This window comes from Cytobacillus sp. QJM3NY_8 (genome assembly GCF_056173585.1).
Genome location: NZ_CM149681.1, coordinates 2,410,656 through 2,428,995 on the forward strand (window position 1 = coordinate 2,410,656; position 18,340 = coordinate 2,428,995).

Consider the following 18,340-nt stretch of genomic DNA (forward strand, 5'->3'; position numbering starts at 1 on the left):
TCATGTGTTAGTGTGGCTCTTTTCCATGGAAAATTGCCTTGCAAATTGTGGCTGAAATTCAAGATTTCATTTGGCGGAATATTTTATGGTTCTATTGCGCAATTTAATGGTACAAATTTTATTAGGAGTGAAAAAGCATGCCATATCATAAAGATAAACAGCAGGCATTTCAGGCAGCGCAGCAGGGAATGGAAGATGCACAGGAGCTTTATGCTGAAATTGTAAAAGATTCTGCCAGTTACGGCCATCAGCTTAAACATCTTAAGCAGGAGGTAAATGAAGCGTACGCTCAAATTGAAAATGCACTTGAGGTTGCATCCGATCATCAGCGGGCACAATTGGAGAGATTCCAGCAGGACTTGCGATCCATGGTTGATGATGTGAACCAATACTAGAATGTTATGAATTGAAGGGAATAAAATTTTTTCCTAAAAACCCGGCTGCGACCAGCCGGGTAATTTAATTTAAAATCAGATACAACATTTTGGTCTCGCAAAGAGCCTGCCTTCTCGAGGTGTCCTGAGTTGGGCAAGGCGTTTCCGCTTTCCTTATTTACTGATTCTTCTTCCTCTTTTTATTATTTTGCTTTTGCGCTTCTGTTAGGGGTTCATTGGCAAATTCCTCATTGTATCCGGTGCCCATGCCCTGCCCTTTTGCATCATTCATACCCTCTATAATATGATTAGCCTTTCTTTTAGCCATAGCGAATCACCTCCGTATTATTATTTTTCCGTGAATGATGTCAATTTATGTTGTTTTTTAGACAAGAGATTTCTCTTTTTCGTTTTATCAGTATAATAACCAAGCTAGAACGGGTTTTATCCTCTAATTGAAAAACGCTATCAATTAGGGCGTTTAAAAGGCTAATTGTAGTAAATAAGAATTTGTGATAAGAAAAACTTATCAAAAACAATAACTTTCTTGTTATTTACTTATATAACAGGTTGTATTAATATAGGAATTGTGAGAAAAGTAAGGATGGATGAAAATTCAAACTTTTCGACAATTACCTAACACTTGGTATATGATGTTTATTGAAAGAGGGGGTAATACATTTGGCAAAGAATGATGTGTTCAATTCCCGCAAATCCTTTGATCTGGACGGGAAGCGCTATCATTACTATCATTTAGGCGCTCTGGAAGAAGCTGGAGTAGGTAATGTTTCCAAATTGCCTTATTCTATTAAGGTATTATTGGAATCAGTACTTCGTCAATATGACGGCCGTGTAATTACAAAAGAGCATGTTGAAAACCTTGCAAAATGGGGAACTTCTGAAGTAAAAGAAGTAGATGTTCCTTTCAAACCATCACGTGTAATTCTGCAGGACTTCACTGGAGTTCCGGCAGTAGTTGACCTGGCTTCATTGCGTAAGGCAATGGCTGACATGGGTGGGGACCCTGACAAAATCAATCCTGAGAAGCCGGTTGATCTAGTTATCGACCACTCTGTACAGGTAGATAAGTATGGTACACCTGATTCTCTTGAAGCCAACATGGAGCTTGAATTCGAGCGCAATGCTGAGCGCTACCAGTTCTTAAGCTGGGCACAAAAGGCATTTGACAACTATCGTGCAGTTCCGCCTGCAACAGGTATTGTTCACCAGGTAAACCTTGAGTTCCTTGCGAATGTTGTTCATGCTCTTGAAACAACGGAAGGTGATTTTGAAACTTTCCCTGACACTCTTGTAGGTACTGACTCCCATACAACCATGATCAACGGTATCGGCGTTCTTGGATGGGGTGTAGGAGGTATTGAAGCTGAAGCAGGTATGCTGGGACAGCCTTCATATTTCCCTGTTCCTGAAGTTGTAGGGGTTAAGCTTACTGGCGAGCTTCCTAACGGAACAACTGCTACTGACCTTGCATTAAAGGTAACCCAGGTACTGCGCAGCCAGGGAGTGGTTGGCAAGTTTGTAGAATTCTTCGGTCCTGGTGTTACACAGCTTCCATTGGCTGACCGTGCTACAATTGCTAACATGGCACCAGAATACGGAGCTACTTGCGGATTCTTCCCTGTTGATGCGGAAGCTCTGGATTACATGCGCCTGACTGGACGTCCAGAAGAGCAAATCAAAATTGTGGAAAAATACTGCAAAGAAAATGGAATGTTCTTTGATCCAGCTCTAGAGCCAGTATATACGAATGTAGTTGAAATCAATCTTGCCGAAATCGAAGCGAACCTTTCAGGTCCTAAGCGTCCACAGGACTTAATTCCGCTTTCAGCTATGAAAAAGGAATTCAATGACGCTATCACAGCTCCTCAAGGCAACCAGGGATTCGGTTTGGATAAGAAAGAAATCGACAAAGAAATCACTGTTGAGTTTGCAAATGGCGATTCAACCAAGATGAAAACGGGTGCTGTTGCCATTGCGGCAATCACTAGCTGTACAAATACTTCAAACCCTTATGTTTTAGTTGGTGCAGGTTTAGTGGCGAAAAAGGCAGTTGAACTTGGAATGGAAGTTCCTAAGTTCGTAAAAACTTCCTTGGCTCCTGGATCTAAGGTTGTTACTGGATACCTGCGTGATTCAGGACTTCTTCCATACATGGAACAGCTTGGATTCAACCTTGTAGGGTATGGCTGTACAACATGTATCGGTAACTCAGGCCCATTAAGAGAAGAAATCGAAAAGGCTGTAGCTGAAAGCGATCTTCTTGTAACATCTGTTCTTTCCGGTAACCGTAACTTTGAAGGGCGTATCCATCCGCTTGTAAAAGCTAACTACCTGGCTTCTCCGCCATTAGTAGTCGCTTATGCACTAGCTGGAACAGTCGATATCGATCTTCAAAACGAGCCAATCGGAAAAGACAAGAATGGCAACGATGTCTTCTTTAACGACATTTGGCCATCTACTGCTGAAGTTAATGAAGTGGTTAAACAGACTGTTACACCTGAATTGTTCCGTAAAGAATATGCGCATGTATTTGATGACAATGCCCGCTGGAACCAAATCCAGACAAGCAATGAGCCGTTATATTCATTTGATGATAATTCAACATATATCCAGAATCCTCCGTTCTTTGAAGGCTTAACTCCTAATGCTGATGAAGTTAAACCTTTATCAGGATTGCGTGTTGTTGGCAAGTTCGGTGATTCTGTCACAACTGACCATATTTCTCCGGCAGGTGCGATCGGCAAGGATACACCAGCAGGAAAATACCTTCGCGAGAACGGTGTTGAACCACGCGACTTTAACTCTTATGGATCCCGCCGCGGTAACCATGAAGTTATGATGCGCGGTACATTTGCAAACATCCGTATCCGCAACCAGATCGCACCAGGTACAGAAGGCGGCTTCACAACATACTGGCCAACTGGCGAAGTAACTTCCATCTATGATGCTTGCATGAAATACAAGGAAGATGGAACTGGCTTAGTAGTTCTTGCCGGCAAAGACTATGGAATGGGATCTTCCCGTGACTGGGCTGCAAAAGGTACGAACTTGCTTGGAATTAAAACAGTTATTGCTGAAAGCTATGAGCGTATCCACCGCTCCAACCTTGTTCTAATGGGTGTTCTGCCGCTTCAGTTCAAGGCAGGCGAAAGTGCAGAAACTCTTGGCTTGTCAGGTAAAGAAACGATCGATGTTCAAATCGACGAAAATGTTAGACCGCGTGACTTTGTTAAGGTTACAGCTACAGATGAAAACGGCAATCAGACTACTTTTGAAGCTCTTGTTCGTTTCGACTCTGAAGTTGAAATTGATTACTACCGCCACGGCGGAATCCTGCAAATGGTTCTTCGTGATAAATTGGCAAATTAATTTAAAAAACCGCTATGTGCTCGTTCACATAGCGGTTTTTTATTTACAAAATATACGGGCTTAGGTATCTTAAATGTATATTAACTTTGGGGGGTTGACATTGGATGCTTTTTTGATTGGACCTTTAATAGTAAAGTATGAATGGGTTTTAGTCCTGCTATCAGGTATCGTTGCTTATTTTACTATTGCAAATGTATTAAGAGACCAAAAGGAATATAAAAAAATCTTTCTGAATGTCATGCTCAATTCAATGCTCTTTGGCTTTTTCACTTATAAGTTTAGTTCAATTCTCTTTCAAACCGAAAATATTCTAAGCAGCCCTATAGGGATTTTATATTTCTCAGGTGGAAGGAAAGGAGCCATTTTAGGGACTTTATTGGCACTTATCTATATAGTAATGGAAATTAAGAAATACAAATATCCGCTCAAAAAATGGATGTATGGAATTGTTTACGGATCTGTCACATTTATGCTGTCTTATTGGCTGTTCAGAACCTTATTAATTTTGCTTTTCTAGGTTAAAATACAATCAAGGAAGCAAAAAGGTTTTAATAGCCGGGAGGGAAAACAGCATGTTCAAAAAATTATTTGCAGCAGCTGTGTTATTAATAATTACTACTGCAATATTTGTAGTGCAGGCAGTTGAAAAAGATGAAGTCGAGAGTCATCCCGTTAATCAGACTGGTTTAGGAATTGGCTTGAAAGCCCCAGATTTTGAATTGAAAAACCTTCAGGGGGAAACAGTAAAGCTCTCAGATTATAAAGGAAAGAAAGTTATGCTTAACTTTTGGGCAACATGGTGTCCTCCATGTAAAGCTGAAATGCCTGACATCCAAAAATTCTATACTCAAAAGGGAAATCAAGTTGCTATCTTAGCAGTGAACATTGATCCACAATCTGATGTTGCCGGTTTTGCGGAAGAAATGCGAGTGAATTTTCCCATACTGCTTGATGTAGATGAAAAAGTATCTAATGCCTATCAGATAATGACGATTCCTACCACTTTTTTTATTGATGAAGAAGGAATTATCCGGAATAAATACTTAAGTGCAATGTCCCTGGAGATTATGAATCAGTATATAGATGAAATGTAAAAACATCTGCAAAGAGCAGATGTTTTTTATGTATAGGTTTACACCGCTATAAAAAAGGAAATGAAATTAGAAGAGTGATTTTTATGAATATTTTACCAATAAAAGCGAACCTTATGTACTTTTTTCACGTATTGTGGATATATGCGGATTAAATTTTCGAAAAGTTGTAATAATTTAAAGAGTTTCTGGAGATAATGACTGTTACAATGGTATTAAAGGAAGGTGAAAGATTTATGAGAAAGCCTAGAAAACGCTCCTTTGCTGAATTAGTTTCAGAAAATAAACGCCAGCTTCTTAAAGACCAAGATGCAATGGAAAAAATCGAAGAACGCCTCGAGCTTAAACGTCTTAATAAGGCCGAATAGAATTACTTGCCATTCATGAAACTCTCTGCATTTGACCATACTTAAAATGAGGAGGGATATCAATGAGTAATCAAAAAAGACACCCTAATCATTTTGCTCCGAACCATATTGGTACACAATCACGCGGATTTGGCGGCAACAAAGGCAAAAAAATGCAGGACAAATCCGGACAGCATGCACAAGTAATTCAAACTAAAGGCGAATAATTGTAATTAACCTGCCGTTTCATTTTCGGCAGGTTTTTTGTTTCAAAATTCAGGCATACCACAGGCAAGCTGCCCACACATTACCGCCAATATTTTTCTTGTTCTTTCACAAACTAATTTTGTACCATCACCTAATAAAGGGAGGAACAAACCATGGCACATAACAGACCAAATCCAGATGACCGCAGCGATAACGTTGAAAAGCTTCAATCCATGATCGTTCATACTATCGAGAATATGGACGAAGCTGAAGAATCAATGAAGTATGCAAATGCAGAAGATCTTGCAAGGATTGAAGCAAAAAATGAACGCCGCAGGGAAAGCCTTGCTTCATTCCGTTCAGAAATAAAGGACGAATATCAGGCACAGCAGAACGGCAATAACGTTGAACAATAATTATTAGCATCCTATAAAGACCTGATCCAGTGTGATTAGGTCTTTTTCTGCTGGAAGGTCATGATAAGAAGCTCATCCTTATAGATAATTACAGAAATATGGTAAGATAAGTTGTGGAAACTAAGAAGAAGAAGTGATAATCGATGACACAGCAGAAAAGACAGGCAAAACCGGCAGAGGGTCAGGCATATCATTGGAAAAATGAGCTTGATCAATACGGATACATACAAAATGAAGCAGAATTGCTTAATGTTATTAAAAACATCAATGAAAAGGCAGATCCCGGACTGCTTTCGGAATTACTGACCATTGCCGCTATTTCACGGTTAAGCAGGTATACAGATGATACTCTTGCCAGTGCATGGCTGCAAAAAGCTGTTGAACTGGACAATGGCAATAGTATGGCGGCTGCCCAATTGGGAAAATCGGAATGGAAAAATAAAAGCAATCTTCTTGAAACCCTGACTTTCCCGCCGATTCGGGAGACCGATAACAGGGCAGCAAAAAAGAAGACAGCTGAGCAATTTATAGAAATTTGCAGAAGCTTTATCAACAAATCAGATGATGAGTTAGAAGATCTGCAGAAAAAGCAGCATGCCTATGAGGATGTGGAATACCGGAAGCTGACTGAAATACTTGAAAAAGCTATTGAAGAAACAGCTTTTCTTTTAAAAGCATCTGAAGAATATGAGCAATCTATATCCGGTGTTTTTCATACTTCAACCTACTATACCGATATGAAAAAGCACTTGAATGCCATTAACAGACTTAAAGGTGAATGGAAAGAGATATTTGATGCGGAGGAAGAAGAATCTGATTTATCAAAAGATCCCTTGGATGAACTTAATGAAATGGTTGGCCTGCACTCGGTCAAAAGCAGAGTTCATGACTTTTACCGTTTTTTAAAATATCAAAACGAACGTAAGTCACTTGGTTTTCAAACGAAAGATGAACTTAGCCTCAATATGATACTAACTGGCAATCCAGGTACAGGCAAAACAACTATTGCCCGGCTTTTAGCAAAGATTTATCATAGCCTGGGTGTATTGCCGCGGGAAGAAGTGATTGAAGCAGATCGGTCACAGCTGGTTGGCGGATTTGTCGGGCAAACAGAGGAAAATGTCAGGGCGGCAGTTGAAAAGGCAATCGGTGGGGTGCTGTTCATTGATGAGGCGTACAGCTTAAAGCGTGAGGGACAGACAGGCAGCGATTATGGACAAACAGCCATTGATACTCTTGTATCGCTGATGACCGGGACTGAATATGGGGGGAAGTTTGCGGTTATCATGGCCGGTTATCCAGAAGAGATGAGACAATTTCTGGACAGCAATCCTGGCCTTCGGAGCCGTTTTCCAGAGTCAAATTTTATTGCACTGCCTGATTATTCTAATGTGGAGCTTCTCCAGATTGCTGAAAAGCTGTCTGCGGATAATGATTATGTCCTTACGGAAGGAGCAAAGCAGGAACTGGGCAAACGAATTGAAAAAGAGCGGGTTGATGATACGTTCGGAAATGCCAGGACCGTCAGAAACATTGTTCTTGATGCCATTTTTAGAAAAGGCTCCCAAGCTAAAATGAACGAAAACATCATGTCATATACACTCCTGGAAAAAGAAGATTTTGAAAGTGAAGAAGAAGAAAAGGTAATGAATCCTCAAGAGCAGCTTGCCCAGTTAATCGGACTTGAAACAGTCAAAACAGAAGTTCAAAACTTAGTGTCATTTGTTAAGATGCAGCAGCTGCGCCGTGAAAGAGGGCTACCTGTAGTCCCTATCCAGCTGCATTCAGTATTTACCGGTAATCCGGGGACAGGGAAAACGACTGTAGCCAAGATTTATGCAGAATTGCTGGAGGAATGCGGATTTCTTAAACGAGGACATTTGATGGTTGCGAGCCGTGCGGATTTTGTAGCTGGCTATGTAGGCCAAACCGCCATCAAAACAAAGAAAAAGATAAGAGAGGCATTAGGTGGCGTCCTATTCATCGATGAGGCCTATTCACTTCTTTCCCAGACATCAGGAGATTTCGGAAAAGAAGTCATCGATACATTAGTGGATGAAATGACAAAACATAACGAAAACCTTGTCGTTGTTTTAGCAGGCTATCCAAATGAAATGGAGAAGCTATTGTCAAGCAATCCCGGGTTAAAGTCCCGATTTAAAAAGTTCTTTCATTTTAAGGATTATTCAACGGCAGAGCTCTTGGAAATAATCATTTCGTATGCTGGACAATATGAATATACGCCTACGGAAGAAGCGAGGGACTACCTTAACCGCACTATATCAAAGATCGAAATAAATGGGAACGGACGTTTTGCCGCCAACCTTGCGGATGAGGCGATTCAGGCACAGGCAATGAGAATTGTATCAGCAATTGATGAGGATATTGAGCAGGTTAGCATTTTGGAAAAAGAAGATTTCGAAATCGCTTTAAATAAGATAAGCAAAGGGGAATAGGTATGCTCATTTCAACAAAAGAAATAGAAGTAAGGTATGCAGAAACAGATCAAATGGGAGTCGTGTATCACGCCAATTATCTGGTTTGGATGGAGCTTGGCCGGACACAGATCATAAAAGACCTTGGATTCAGTTATGCTGAAATGGAGAAGGATGGCATCATTTCGCCTGTTCTGGATATCCTGGCTTCCTACAAGAAACCATTGCGCTACGGTCAAACCGCGACGATAAAAACGTGGATTGAAGAGTATGACGGGTTCCGCGTCAGCTATGGATATGAAATATACAATGATGAAGGAGACCTTGCAGTAACAGGCTTGTCCAAGCATGTTTGCGTCAAAAAGGATAATTTCCGGCCGATATCAATTAAAAAGAAATATCCTGATTGGCATGAAGCATATGAAGAAGCTAAAAAGCAGCCTGAGAGTGCTGTCAAATAATTTTGCCTGCTGCTTAAAGGATGGAGAAAATATATGGCATTCGGTCTTCGCAGAAAAGATCTTCAGGAATGGAAGATGAAAATTGATCGTGGAGAAATTGCTTTTTTAACCCATTATTGGATAGATGATCGTTTCCCAGGCTGTAAAACGGTCACAAAGGTCGGATGTTCGGATCTGAAGAAATTGATAGAATGGGGAGAAACACATGGCCTAAAGCCTGAGTGGATTGATTATCGGAATGATGGGTACTCGCACTATGATTTGATTGGTGCCAGGCAGAAAGAAATCCTTGAAAAGGAAAAGCTTTGGGAGCAGCTGGAAAGGCTGAAATGAAAAAAGAAGCAGGCCGGATCTGCTTCTTTTACCCATTGTTATATTTGAATTCAGGTTCCTGTGCTTTCTCATTAAATGTCACCAATAAATCATGATTATCAAAGTACCATAAGTCCTTTTCTTCAATAAAATAAGTAATTCCGTTTTTTTCAGTCTGGACTCCTGCGTTATGTGGGTGTTCATTAGAGACTCCTAATGAAAATCCCTGCTGGACAGTACTGCACCCGCCATATCTTGCAAAAAAGCGGACGAAGTCACCCTTATTCAAGAGCATTTCCTCCTGATACCATTGGGCAGCCTGATCTTCAATATGTATGTTCATTTGAAATTCCTCCTCCTGGGTGATAGTCATATTATAGGCTAGTTTTTCTTTATGCGCGAATATAATGTTTTCATAAAATGAATTGATGGGGTGATTAGATGAATTCATTTCGTTTTTTTAATATCTTAGGTGCCGCTCTGTTTACAGGCATAGCCCTCCAGGTGTTCATTCAAACGGATGGTACTAAAAAATTAACTGAATCAGGGATTTTTTTAACTGTATCAGCTCTATTGTATTTTGCCCTTACATTTATCTTTCATAAAAGCAAAAATCTTTTCGTCCCCCTGATGGCAGTTTTGGGTCTGCTTTCTGTTGGCATGGTTTTTCTTCAGGAGCTGGTATTTGGAGGAGGACATTAATAATTTGGCAAAGTAGGATGTGTATCCAGCTATGCTTATTAAGCTACTTTAATCCTATACATAAAAAGGACTTGCTGCTGTCAGAAGTCCTGCTTTTAACCTGGAAAAGGGATGAATCCGCTTAGAATCATAAATACATTCATGGCAATATGCCATATGACAGCCGGAAAAATGCTTCGGGATTTTACTGTAATGGCGGCATAAAAAACTCCGCCAAAAGCAAACAGCAGACATGAGATAAAAGAGTAGCCTAGCATTATATGGGAAAAACCGAACGCCAGCCCAGAAAAAAGGACAGCTGTCTTTTCTCCTGAAAGCTCCGACATTCTGGATAAGATGATTCCTCTCCATAAGAGCTCTTCCATCATTCCATTAATGATGGAGAAACCAATCAGGAAAATGATAAAGTCCCTGGTTAAGGAGTTTTCAGCTAAAAAAATTGAATACGCAAATGAAGCAAAATTAATCATGATAGCAACCACAAGAAAATGTTTTATTTTTAATGAATGGAAGCCGCTCCATATGAATGGAAAAAATATTTGGGAATTCCAATCCGGCTTCCGCCAAAAAGGAATGGCAGTTTTGTTAAATTTTTTTGAGATATAAACAAGAAGAAGGATAGGGATCAACAGTAGAATCCGATTGAAAATCATTAAAATGGAGTGTTGAAAAGACAGTGCATCTAGCATTTTATCGCCGTAAAGAAACAGTAGACTGCCTGTTAAATACCCTGCAATGATCCAGGGAAAAACACGTTCCTGCTCTGAAGTGAATAGTAAAAAAATGATAAGCCCAAAACAAAGTATGAAAGCGAAAGCAAAAAGTTTGTATTGAAAAAGCAATATTGCAGCTGTGAATATACATAATTGCAAATAAGGAAAAGACTTATTAACATAAGCGGTTTTCATGATCAGACCTCCTTTGCCTACAAAATATTTTACCATTTTTTACACAAAAAAAGCGCCAAAAAGCGCTTTATTGAACATGATCGAGCATATGTGCCATAATTTCGCTGTATTTCGACTCTGCATTGGGAAGGCCATAGCCGCCAGCATCCTTCAATGGTACTACCCGATATTTTGGCTGTTTATTACTTACGTATGTCGGGATGAACCCCGGATTGGAAAGTTCAATATCGACCCCGTTTTGATCAATATATTTCGTAATCTCCACAGTTGCAATACCGCCTATGTCCTTGTAATCATTAATCTGGCCGGATAAAAAATTGCCTAGAGAGTATACAACAAGAGATTTCCGTCCGTCTTTCCTGTCAATCCATTCCATTGGCTGCAGTACATGTGGATGGTGTCCGAAAATAATATCCACACCATCATTTGCGAGGACCTCTGCCAGTTCCTTTTGTTCCTCTGTGGGCTGAAGCTGGTATTCATTTCCCCAATGCATACTCATAACAACTACGTCAGCTTCATCTTTTGCCCGGTTAATTTCCTCTTTCATTGCTGTTCTATCAATGAGGTTAACGAGATAATCTTTTCCTGCCGGAACGGGAATTCCGTTTGTACCATATGTGTAAGAAAGATAAGCAACTTTAATTCCGTTTTTGTTTATTACCTTCAAGGTTTGCTGTTCGCTGGGTGTTCTGTTTGTTCCCACATGCGGCAATCCTATCTGATCCAAATAATCCAGGGATGTTTTCAATCCTTTTTCTCCCTTATCGAGTGAATGGTTATTGGCAGTTGAAACTATGTCAACACCAGCCTCAATGAGGGCGTCTCCCACTTCCTGAGGGCTGTTGAACATGGGGTAACTGGAAATTCCTATTTCCGGACCTCCCAAAATAGTTTCTTGATTGGCAAGCAGGATGTCGGGCGTTTTTAATAGCGTTTTTGCATGTTCAAACATTGGTTTGAAATCATAGCCTGTTTTTGTTTGTGCAACATTATATACCCTGTCATGAATAAGGATGTCGCCAATTGCTCCCAATGTCGCCTTCTCTATAAGCATTTTATTAACCGCGGTGGTTTCTCTGTTTTCCATATGCAATTGAGCAGGTTTTGCTTCAGCTGCCTCCGCTTTATTCTCTGTGTGCAATTGATAGATGAATAAAGCCGAACAAATAATTAACATTGTACAGATGACTGTGGATAGTAAGAAGGCATTACTGAATTTCATAAAAATTATCCCCTTAATATAGAGTATAAAGATATATTAATAGTCTAATTTTAATATGAATTTTTTCAATTTTCATCATTTTTCTGCTATTTTTTTATTTTAAATGTCATAATCTGATTTCCATTGATAACTGTTTACAAAATAATAATTAATAACTTCAGTTGATAATCATCGGAAATTCAATTTCAAAGACAGTGCCCTGTGACATTTTCGAATGGACATTTATCTTGCCATCATGCTCTTCAATTATTTTTTGGCATATGGATAGACCGATGCCGGTTCCTTTTTCTTTTGTTGTATAGAATGGGACGAACAATTTGCTTATTGTTTTTTCTGACATTCCCAATCCATTATCTTGGATGGTGATGGATACTTTTTGGTTAAGGGCTTTTGCTTTAAGATCTATTTTTCCTTCTGGAGCAGGAATGCTTTCACATGCTTCCATTGCATTTCTAATAATATTGATGAGGACCTGCTTTATCTGCTTCACATCACCATAGAAAATGGGATTATTAGGGCAAAGGCATACAGAAAGGTTAATATTTCTAATATGCGCCTCGCTTTCGAAGAATATTTTCATTTCCTTAACTAATCTGTTGACTTCTATTTCCGTTCTTTTGTTTTGAGGAGGTTTTGATGCATTTAAGAATTCATATATTATATCATTTGCCCGATTAATTTCTTCAATTGCAATCTCAGCGTACTGTTCTTTTCCGATTTCTAATAAATAAGGCTTCAAAAGCTGTAAAAATCCTTTTACAGTTGTTAGCGGATTCCGGATCTCATGTGCAATCCCCGCTAACTGTCCAGCATCAGCTGAATAGTCAGATATCAAAACAGTTTCTTTATTCTCTTTCACTGCTTTATTTAAGTGTTTCTTTTTTTCTCTTAATTGGTAATTAACGCGGTGCAGCCTTTTTTGCATGTGCTCCGCCATCTTTCTTAATTCCTCATCTTCTGAAGAGAGGGGAAAACAAAAAAGATGATAGTGCGCAGCATCACTTTTTTCTAGATGAATTCTATATGGAAGAATGCTATTACCTATTTTAAGTTTAAAAATGCCAGATTCATTTTTCTTTAATAGATTGTTGAATCTGCTAATATCTTCTGTTGCCAAAAATTCAGTAAACACTCCTTCAGCACTTATTAATGATGAAGTGAGTATTCTTAGGTTATGATCAATGAGAAAGTATGGGAAGGAAACATTTTCCAGCAGACCTTGAGTTTTATCCATTTATTTCTTCATCCTAACTTTAACGTTTTTGGCTGAAATTTTAGCCTAAACTAATGTATGGCGAAAGATATCAATTTATGTTTCTTTATGTATAAAAATTGTTATATAGGCTTTATAGTATTATGTTTCTAGGCCTATGTAATCAGTATAATATTCCTTTAACACTTTATTCAAATAAACTAGACTGAAATATCAGAAAATAATTTAAGAATTAGAAAATTAGACAAAAAAATACAGCAGATCTAGTCTGCTGCATTGCAGGCTGGCTGGTTTTCAGCCAAGCCATTTTATTTTGGGCTCGGTTTTGTCCCTGATTCGTTTAATATTTTCCCTATGTCTGTAAATAACAAAGATGCCAAGTATAGATACTACTATAATTAGTGGAATGTCCCATATAATTAGTGCGTAAATGATGGATGCCAGTGCTGCCAGAATAGAGGACAAGGACACGTACTTGGTTATGTAAAGGCTTAGAAAGAAAACACCCAATATGATAAGAAACATTAAGGGAACATAGGCTAACAGCACTCCCCCCGATGTAGCGACTGCTTTACCACCGCGAAAGCCGGCAAACAGCGGATACATGTGCCCAATAACTGCAAAAACTCCTGCAGCAAGATGATGCATGTCCGATCCAAAGAAAAAGGGCAGGGATGCAGCAAGGGTGCCTTTTAAGATATCAGCTATGGTCACAATCATGCCGGCCTTAACACCAAGGGTCCGGAAAGTATTAGTTCCGCCTAAATTTCCGCTGCCATGCTCACGGATATCCACTCCATAAAAAAGTTTTCCTACTATTAAACCAGAAGGAATGGAGCCCAGTAAGTAAGCTAAAATAATGATAATTCCATAAATCATAAAAACTCTCCTTCATACTTTCTATGTTAGTATATTGTACCATGTGAGCAAACCTGCATACCATGTGCAAATAAAAAGTTGTCCAATTTATTTCAGGGAGGTTTTTCAAACTCTCTGGCTTGTGTTTGACATGATTAACAGCGGGTATTAGTAGACTGTCACAGCAATCAAATCCATATAAAGGAGAGATTCAAGCATGGAACAGAATATGAATAACGTAAATGGACAAGCAGGCAATGTAGAGGAAAAACTCAGTAATATGGGAAGCGAAAAGAAAGATGAAATTCTATCAAGCTTTGACGGTTTTAAAGAATATTTAAGCGGAAAGGTCTCCCTGGGCCAGAAAATGGGCATGGATGAGGAACAGCTCGCGAACACAGCTCAAAAGGTAGGCGATTATCTGGCTTCCAAAGAAGATCCAAGAAACAGGGAAGAAAAGCTTCTGCAGGAATTGTGGAAGGTAGGAACTGAAGAAGAAAAGCATAAACTATCTCATATGCTTGTAAAGCTTGTAGGTTAAAATATATATCTTTAAAGGCGAAGGCGCAGGCCTTCGTCTTTTATATTGAGTGAAGGCGTATAGATGAGTTTACAATAGTCAAAAATGGTCTATATATAGTTATCGCAGTCTAGCGGGTAGGGGGAGTCCTGGTGAAAAAGGTTCTGGGAAAGTTAAATAGAAAAACGGTATGGATACCCATTTTGAGCCTTGTGCTGGTATTGGCAGCAACTATTATCTATCAGTCCAATAAACCATTGCCAAAAGGCCTTTCTTTCGAAGGCGAAGTTTACACTGTAGAAGATATTAAGTTTTTATACGATTTGAATTTTGAAAAAGGTAACGGCAGAAGAGAAAGCGATCATCAGATCTTTAAGCGGATATTAGAAGCCATTGGTGAGGCGGAGGATTTTATCGTGATGGATATGTTTTTATTCAATGGTTTTACTGATGGGGATAAAGATTATCCGGATATTAGCGGTAAAATAACTGATAAGCTCATCGAACAAAAACAGAGCCACCCCAATATGGATATTACAGTGATCACAGATCGGATTAACAGCACATATGGATCACATGATGTACCCGAATTCAAGAAGCTGAAGGAGAATGGAATAAATGTAGTTTATACTTCATTAGTCCCTTTGAGAGATTCTAATCCAATTTATTCGGCATTTTGGCGTGTATTTATACAGTGGTTTGGACAGGGAGGCAATGGCTGGCTTCCCAATCCGCTCGCAGAAAATGCTCCTGAAGTGACATTTCGGTCATATCTCGATCTCATGAATATTAAAGCAAATCACCGGAAGGTTTTTGTAACGGAGAAAACAGGGATTGTAACATCCGGAAATCCCCACAATGCCAGTGGGTATCATTCTAATATCGCGTTTGAAGTAAAAGGGCCAATCCTGGCTGATCTCGTTAAAACCGAGCAGGCGGTGGTCGATTATTCAGCATCAGGCAAACTGACAGATTTTAAGCCTGAAGACAGCAAAAAAACTGGGACTGTAAAGGCCCAGGTGCTGACTGAAGGGAAAATCTATAAACACATTATTAAAGAAATCAATAAATCCGGCAAAGGTGAAACCATCTGGCTCGGCATGTTCTATCTTGCTGACCGGAAAGTGGTTGATTCTCTAAAAAAGGCAGCTGATCGGGGAGTGAAAGTAAAAATGATCCTGGATCCAAATCAGAATGCTTTCGGCTCTGAGAAAATTGGGCTTCCGAATATACCTGTCGCAGCTGAATTAGACAAATTAGGCCACGAAAACATAAAAATCAGATGGTACAATACGGGATTTGAGCAATACCATTCGAAAATCATGTATGTAACCGGCAAAGAAAATAGTATGATCATTGCTGGCTCAGCCAATTTTACAAAGAGAAATCTGGATGATTTAAACCTGGAGACAAATTTAAAAATCAGCGCTCCTGACCAATCCCAGGTTATGAAGGATGTCGACAGCTACTTTAATAAGCTTTGGAATAATAACGGTGCAATTTATACGAAAAACTATCCTTCCAATGAAAAAATGCCTTTGGTAAAATATATTACTTACAGATTGCAGAATCTTACTCACTTTACAACATATTGATAAAAACCTGAAACCTTTCCTGTTTTCATTCCGTTAATATAGGAGGGGGGCGGAAATAAGTTGTAGGTATTCTAAATTTTCTTCCCATTTTCTGTTTATTTCGATACGATGGAATTAAGGGAGGAAAAGGAATGTATAAAATTGAAACAAGTCCACAAAAGCCTGCCGCTAAAAAACTTATCTTTGCGGGGCTTTTGTTTGCTTTTACACTGATAATTTCAAGCATTTTCATGATTTTATATCCTTTTGCTTCAAAGGAAAAGGTGTCTTACTTTAAAGGAGAACATCCGATATTGTTTATGGGCAAACAGGCGGGCAATGCTTATATAGAAGGTGAATCGATCTACCTGCCATTAACGTTTTTGAAGGAATTTGTCGATGAAGGCATTATTCTTGATGAACACTCACAATCCATCATTATCGCCACAAAAAATAAAGTAGTGCAGATGCCATTGGAATCTTTGAGCTATTATGTGAATGATAAGCCTATGAAACTGGATTTTACAGCTGCTAAACAGATAGGAAAAGACAGATATTTGGCTATCGAGCCGCTTTTGGCTTTCTATCCTATTACTTATTCAATTCTCTCTGATACAGGTGCAATATGGGTTCACAAAGATGGAGAGTCAATGGTTTCCGGCAAGGTGAAGGAAAAAGATATTCATGAAGAATTGCTTCGGCTGAGGACGAAAGACAGTCTGGAATCTCCGTACACGGCTTCAGTATCTCCAAATGAAGAAGTTTTAGTAGAACAAGAAAAAGGAGACTACTATTTTATTAGAAAAGAAGACGGTACAGCTGGTTATTTGAAGAAACAATACATAAAAAAGGGTGAGAACAAACAGATTGCTATTTCCCTTGAAGAATCTGCGTATACAGTGCCGGAACTGGAAGGTCCTATACAGCTGACCTGGGAAGCGGTATATACAAAGAACCCTAATACTTCAAAAATACCGAAGATGCCGGGTATTAATGTCATTTCTCCAACATGGTTTGAGCTTGCGGACGGAAAAGGTTCCATCAAAAACCTGGGATCGAAAGAATATTCAATGTGGGCAAGAAAACAGGGATACCAAATATGGGGCTTGTTTTCAAATGCATTTGACCCTGATTTAACACATGAAGCATTTGGTTCTTTTGAATCAAGGAAGAATATGATTCGGCAGCTTATGCATTTCAGTCAAATGTATGAATTAAATGGGGTGAATCTGGACATTGAAAATGTTAATCCGGAGGATGGGCCATTAATAACACAGTTTGTGAGGGAAGCCACTCCGTACTTTCATGAAGCAGGTTTAGTTGTGTCTATGGATATTACATTCATTTCATCGAGCGGTAATTGGTCGGCTTTTTATGAAAGGGATAAACTTGCCGGGATAGCAGATTATTTGGTTGTCATGGCTTATGATGAACATTGGGGAAGCTCGCAGGTTGCAGGAAGCGTAGCGAGCCTGCCGTGGGTTGAAGAAAACCTGAAACATCTGCTGGAGATTGTTCCTAATGAAAAATTAATATTGGGAGTGCCTTTATATACAAGACTGTGGGAACAAAAATCAAACGGGGATGTTTCTTCTAAAGCACTTTCTATGAGCAAAGTAAAAGAGTGGCTCAGTCAGAATAACGTTACTCCAGTATATGATCCGGAAAGCGGGCAAAATTATGCGGAGCATTTCTCAGAAAAAGATAAAATCACATATAAAGTGTGGCTTGAAGATGAACTATCATTAACCAAACGGACTGAATTGGCAAAGAAATATAATTTGGCCGGTGTGGCAAGCTGGAGCAGGTACTTTGCAGATGAAACAGCTTGGGCAGCATTAACATTAGATAATAAGGAAGTCACTAAGAAATGAAATAAGGCTGGAGAAAACTCCGGCCTTATTTTAAAAGATAAGAATGTATAAATTCTGAAGTTAGATAATTGACTAGCTCCATGCGCCAGCGGGTCTCGGGTCTAAGCGTGTCTAGTTTCGACTCCTAGGGACTCGAGGTCATAAGCCGTTCCCTTCCAGAAGGAAAAACCGCCTTATGCTTGTCGTCCCTGGACAGTCGCCTCAACATTTCTATCAATCCGTCCAAATAGTTTAAGTGCAGCCATTTAGCCGGCTCGTCTTATGCTTGAGGCCCGCAGGACAAGGAAGGCTTCGTCAGCGTAATCTTCGCACGACCAAAAGCGGCAGCTTTTGGGAGGATGCGGGTCATGCAGACGCTGCCACAGGACAAGGAAAGCTACGGCAGCGATACATCGCACGACCGAAAGCGGTAGCTTTTGGGAGGACGTAGCGC

At 39.5% G+C, this 18,340-nt stretch carries 20 protein-coding genes; 14 read left to right on the plus strand and 6 right to left on the minus strand.

The annotated features are described in order from the left end of the window. Positions 1 to 137: 137 nt before the first annotated feature. The gene (locus tag AC0VZ9_RS12545; RefSeq protein ID WP_009334724.1) at positions 138 to 395 is read left to right on the plus strand and encodes a hypothetical protein; all 258 of its coding nucleotides are present in this window, start codon (positions 138 to 140) and stop codon (positions 393 to 395) included. Between the two features lie 157 nt (positions 396 to 552). Here the strand turns inward: AC0VZ9_RS12545 and sspO are convergent, their stop codons facing one another. Further along, positions 553 to 702, minus strand: a complete 150-nt coding sequence (gene sspO, locus AC0VZ9_RS12550; protein WP_009334723.1) for a small acid-soluble spore protein O — start codon at positions 700 to 702, stop codon at positions 553 to 555. 353 nt (positions 703 to 1,055) lie between these two features. Between sspO and acnA the strand changes: the two genes are divergently transcribed. The 9 genes from acnA to AC0VZ9_RS12595 all read left to right on the plus strand — a co-directional run bounded on the left by acnA (position 1,056) and on the right by AC0VZ9_RS12595 (position 9,054). Beyond that, on the plus strand, positions 1,056 to 3,764 hold the full coding sequence (acnA, locus tag AC0VZ9_RS12555) for an aconitate hydratase AcnA (RefSeq protein ID WP_009334722.1): 2,709 nt from the start codon (positions 1,056 to 1,058) through the stop codon (positions 3,762 to 3,764). 100 nt (positions 3,765 to 3,864) lie between these two features. Continuing rightward, entirely contained in the window at positions 3,865 to 4,281 is a 417-nt protein-coding gene (locus AC0VZ9_RS12560) for a hypothetical protein (RefSeq protein ID WP_252246382.1), read from the plus strand. A gap of 55 nt (positions 4,282 to 4,336) precedes the next feature. Then, a complete protein-coding gene (locus tag AC0VZ9_RS12565; RefSeq protein ID WP_475397442.1) occupies positions 4,337 to 4,858 on the plus strand; it encodes a peroxiredoxin family protein in 522 nt (173 codons plus the stop codon). Positions 4,859 to 5,091: 233 nt separating this feature from the next. Next, positions 5,092 to 5,223 carry an FbpB family small basic protein gene (locus AC0VZ9_RS12570; RefSeq protein WP_026041570.1) on the plus strand — a complete coding sequence of 44 codons (132 nt, stop codon included), beginning with the start codon at positions 5,092 to 5,094 and terminating at the stop codon, positions 5,221 to 5,223. A gap of 62 nt (positions 5,224 to 5,285) precedes the next feature. Beyond that, the gene (locus tag AC0VZ9_RS12575; protein ID WP_009334718.1) at positions 5,286 to 5,429 is read left to right on the plus strand and encodes an acid-soluble spore protein N; all 144 of its coding nucleotides are present in this window, start codon (positions 5,286 to 5,288) and stop codon (positions 5,427 to 5,429) included. Between the two features lie 153 nt (positions 5,430 to 5,582). After that, the gene (tlp, locus tag AC0VZ9_RS12580) at positions 5,583 to 5,825 is read left to right on the plus strand and encodes a small acid-soluble spore protein Tlp (RefSeq protein WP_009334717.1); all 243 of its coding nucleotides are present in this window, start codon (positions 5,583 to 5,585) and stop codon (positions 5,823 to 5,825) included. Positions 5,826 to 5,968: 143 nt separating this feature from the next. Further along, the gene (locus AC0VZ9_RS12585; protein WP_475397443.1) at positions 5,969 to 8,281 is read left to right on the plus strand and encodes an AAA family ATPase; all 2,313 of its coding nucleotides are present in this window, start codon (positions 5,969 to 5,971) and stop codon (positions 8,279 to 8,281) included. A gap of 2 nt (positions 8,282 to 8,283) precedes the next feature. Next, positions 8,284 to 8,721 carry an acyl-CoA thioesterase gene (locus AC0VZ9_RS12590; RefSeq protein ID WP_009334715.1) on the plus strand — a complete coding sequence of 146 codons (438 nt, stop codon included), beginning with the start codon at positions 8,284 to 8,286 and terminating at the stop codon, positions 8,719 to 8,721. 33 nt (positions 8,722 to 8,754) lie between these two features. Further along, complete coding sequence (locus AC0VZ9_RS12595; protein WP_009334714.1) at positions 8,755 to 9,054, plus strand: hypothetical protein; 300 nt, start codon at positions 8,755 to 8,757, stop codon at positions 9,052 to 9,054. Positions 9,055 to 9,082: 28 nt separating this feature from the next. On the opposite strand, the gene AC0VZ9_RS12600 is transcribed toward AC0VZ9_RS12595, so the two are convergent. Beyond that, entirely contained in the window at positions 9,083 to 9,376 is a 294-nt protein-coding gene (locus tag AC0VZ9_RS12600; RefSeq protein ID WP_009334713.1) for a HesB/YadR/YfhF family protein, read from the minus strand. 98 nt (positions 9,377 to 9,474) lie between these two features. Here AC0VZ9_RS12600 and AC0VZ9_RS12605 point away from each other — a divergent pair, with 98 nt between their 5' ends. Beyond that, positions 9,475 to 9,735, plus strand: a complete 261-nt coding sequence (locus AC0VZ9_RS12605; RefSeq protein WP_071158999.1) for a hypothetical protein — start codon at positions 9,475 to 9,477, stop codon at positions 9,733 to 9,735. Between the two features lie 95 nt (positions 9,736 to 9,830). Here AC0VZ9_RS12605 and AC0VZ9_RS12610 read toward each other — a convergent pair whose 3' ends face one another. The 4 genes from AC0VZ9_RS12610 to plsY form a co-directional block, all read right to left on the minus strand. Further along, positions 9,831 to 10,643 (minus strand): CPBP family intramembrane glutamic endopeptidase, encoded by an 813-nt coding sequence (locus tag AC0VZ9_RS12610; RefSeq protein WP_071159001.1) that lies wholly within the window; start codon positions 10,641 to 10,643, stop codon positions 9,831 to 9,833. Positions 10,644 to 10,710: 67 nt separating this feature from the next. Continuing rightward, positions 10,711 to 11,868, minus strand: coding sequence for a CapA family protein (locus AC0VZ9_RS12615; RefSeq protein ID WP_251175525.1), 1,158 nt, complete (start codon positions 11,866 to 11,868; stop codon positions 10,711 to 10,713). A gap of 157 nt (positions 11,869 to 12,025) precedes the next feature. Next, on the minus strand, positions 12,026 to 13,102 hold the full coding sequence (locus AC0VZ9_RS12620; RefSeq protein WP_475397444.1) for a sensor histidine kinase: 1,077 nt from the start codon (positions 13,100 to 13,102) through the stop codon (positions 12,026 to 12,028). Between the two features lie 273 nt (positions 13,103 to 13,375). Beyond that, a complete protein-coding gene (gene plsY, locus AC0VZ9_RS12625; protein ID WP_009334708.1) occupies positions 13,376 to 13,960 on the minus strand; it encodes a glycerol-3-phosphate 1-O-acyltransferase PlsY in 585 nt (194 codons plus the stop codon). Between the two features lie 196 nt (positions 13,961 to 14,156). On the opposite strand from plsY, the gene AC0VZ9_RS12630 reads away from it, so the two are divergent. From AC0VZ9_RS12630 to AC0VZ9_RS12640, 3 genes are all read left to right on the plus strand, one after another. Continuing rightward, entirely contained in the window at positions 14,157 to 14,480 is a 324-nt protein-coding gene (locus AC0VZ9_RS12630; RefSeq protein ID WP_009334707.1) for a DUF3243 domain-containing protein, read from the plus strand. A 131-nt stretch (positions 14,481 to 14,611) separates the two neighbouring features. Further along, positions 14,612 to 16,054, plus strand: a complete 1,443-nt coding sequence (locus AC0VZ9_RS12635) for a phospholipase D family protein (RefSeq protein ID WP_009334706.1) — start codon at positions 14,612 to 14,614, stop codon at positions 16,052 to 16,054. 131 nt (positions 16,055 to 16,185) lie between these two features. Next, the gene (locus AC0VZ9_RS12640) at positions 16,186 to 17,907 is read left to right on the plus strand and encodes a glycosyl hydrolase family 18 protein (RefSeq protein WP_251175521.1); all 1,722 of its coding nucleotides are present in this window, start codon (positions 16,186 to 16,188) and stop codon (positions 17,905 to 17,907) included. Positions 17,908 to 18,340 lie beyond the last annotated feature (433 nt).

Coding starts and splice junctions, on each gene's coding strand:
- AC0VZ9_RS12545 (WP_009334724.1), top strand. CDS start 138: ATGCCATATCATAAAGATAAACAGCAGGCATTTCAGGCAGCGCAGCAG.
- sspO (WP_009334723.1), bottom strand. CDS start 702: ATGGCTAAAAGAAAGGCTAATCATATTATAGAGGGTATGAATGATGCA.
- AC0VZ9_RS12615 (WP_251175525.1), bottom strand. CDS start 11,868: ATGAAATTCAGTAATGCCTTCTTACTATCCACAGTCATCTGTACAATG.
- AC0VZ9_RS12590 (WP_009334715.1), top strand. CDS start 8,284: ATGCTCATTTCAACAAAAGAAATAGAAGTAAGGTATGCAGAAACAGAT.
- AC0VZ9_RS12585 (WP_475397443.1), top strand. CDS start 5,969: ATGACACAGCAGAAAAGACAGGCAAAACCGGCAGAGGGTCAGGCATAT.
- AC0VZ9_RS12620 (WP_475397444.1), bottom strand. CDS start 13,102: ATGGATAAAACTCAAGGTCTGCTGGAAAATGTTTCCTTCCCATACTTT.
- AC0VZ9_RS12605 (WP_071158999.1), top strand. CDS start 9,475: ATGAATTCATTTCGTTTTTTTAATATCTTAGGTGCCGCTCTGTTTACA.
- AC0VZ9_RS12640 (WP_251175521.1), top strand. CDS start 16,186: ATGTATAAAATTGAAACAAGTCCACAAAAGCCTGCCGCTAAAAAACTT.
- plsY (WP_009334708.1), bottom strand. CDS start 13,960: ATGATTTATGGAATTATCATTATTTTAGCTTACTTACTGGGCTCCATT.
- AC0VZ9_RS12565 (WP_475397442.1), top strand. CDS start 4,337: ATGTTCAAAAAATTATTTGCAGCAGCTGTGTTATTAATAATTACTACT.
- AC0VZ9_RS12575 (WP_009334718.1), top strand. CDS start 5,286: ATGAGTAATCAAAAAAGACACCCTAATCATTTTGCTCCGAACCATATT.
- AC0VZ9_RS12630 (WP_009334707.1), top strand. CDS start 14,157: ATGGAACAGAATATGAATAACGTAAATGGACAAGCAGGCAATGTAGAG.
- AC0VZ9_RS12610 (WP_071159001.1), bottom strand. CDS start 10,643: ATGAAAACCGCTTATGTTAATAAGTCTTTTCCTTATTTGCAATTATGT.
- AC0VZ9_RS12595 (WP_009334714.1), top strand. CDS start 8,755: ATGGCATTCGGTCTTCGCAGAAAAGATCTTCAGGAATGGAAGATGAAA.
- AC0VZ9_RS12600 (WP_009334713.1), bottom strand. CDS start 9,376: ATGAACATACATATTGAAGATCAGGCTGCCCAATGGTATCAGGAGGAA.
- tlp (WP_009334717.1), top strand. CDS start 5,583: ATGGCACATAACAGACCAAATCCAGATGACCGCAGCGATAACGTTGAA.
- AC0VZ9_RS12570 (WP_026041570.1), top strand. CDS start 5,092: ATGAGAAAGCCTAGAAAACGCTCCTTTGCTGAATTAGTTTCAGAAAAT.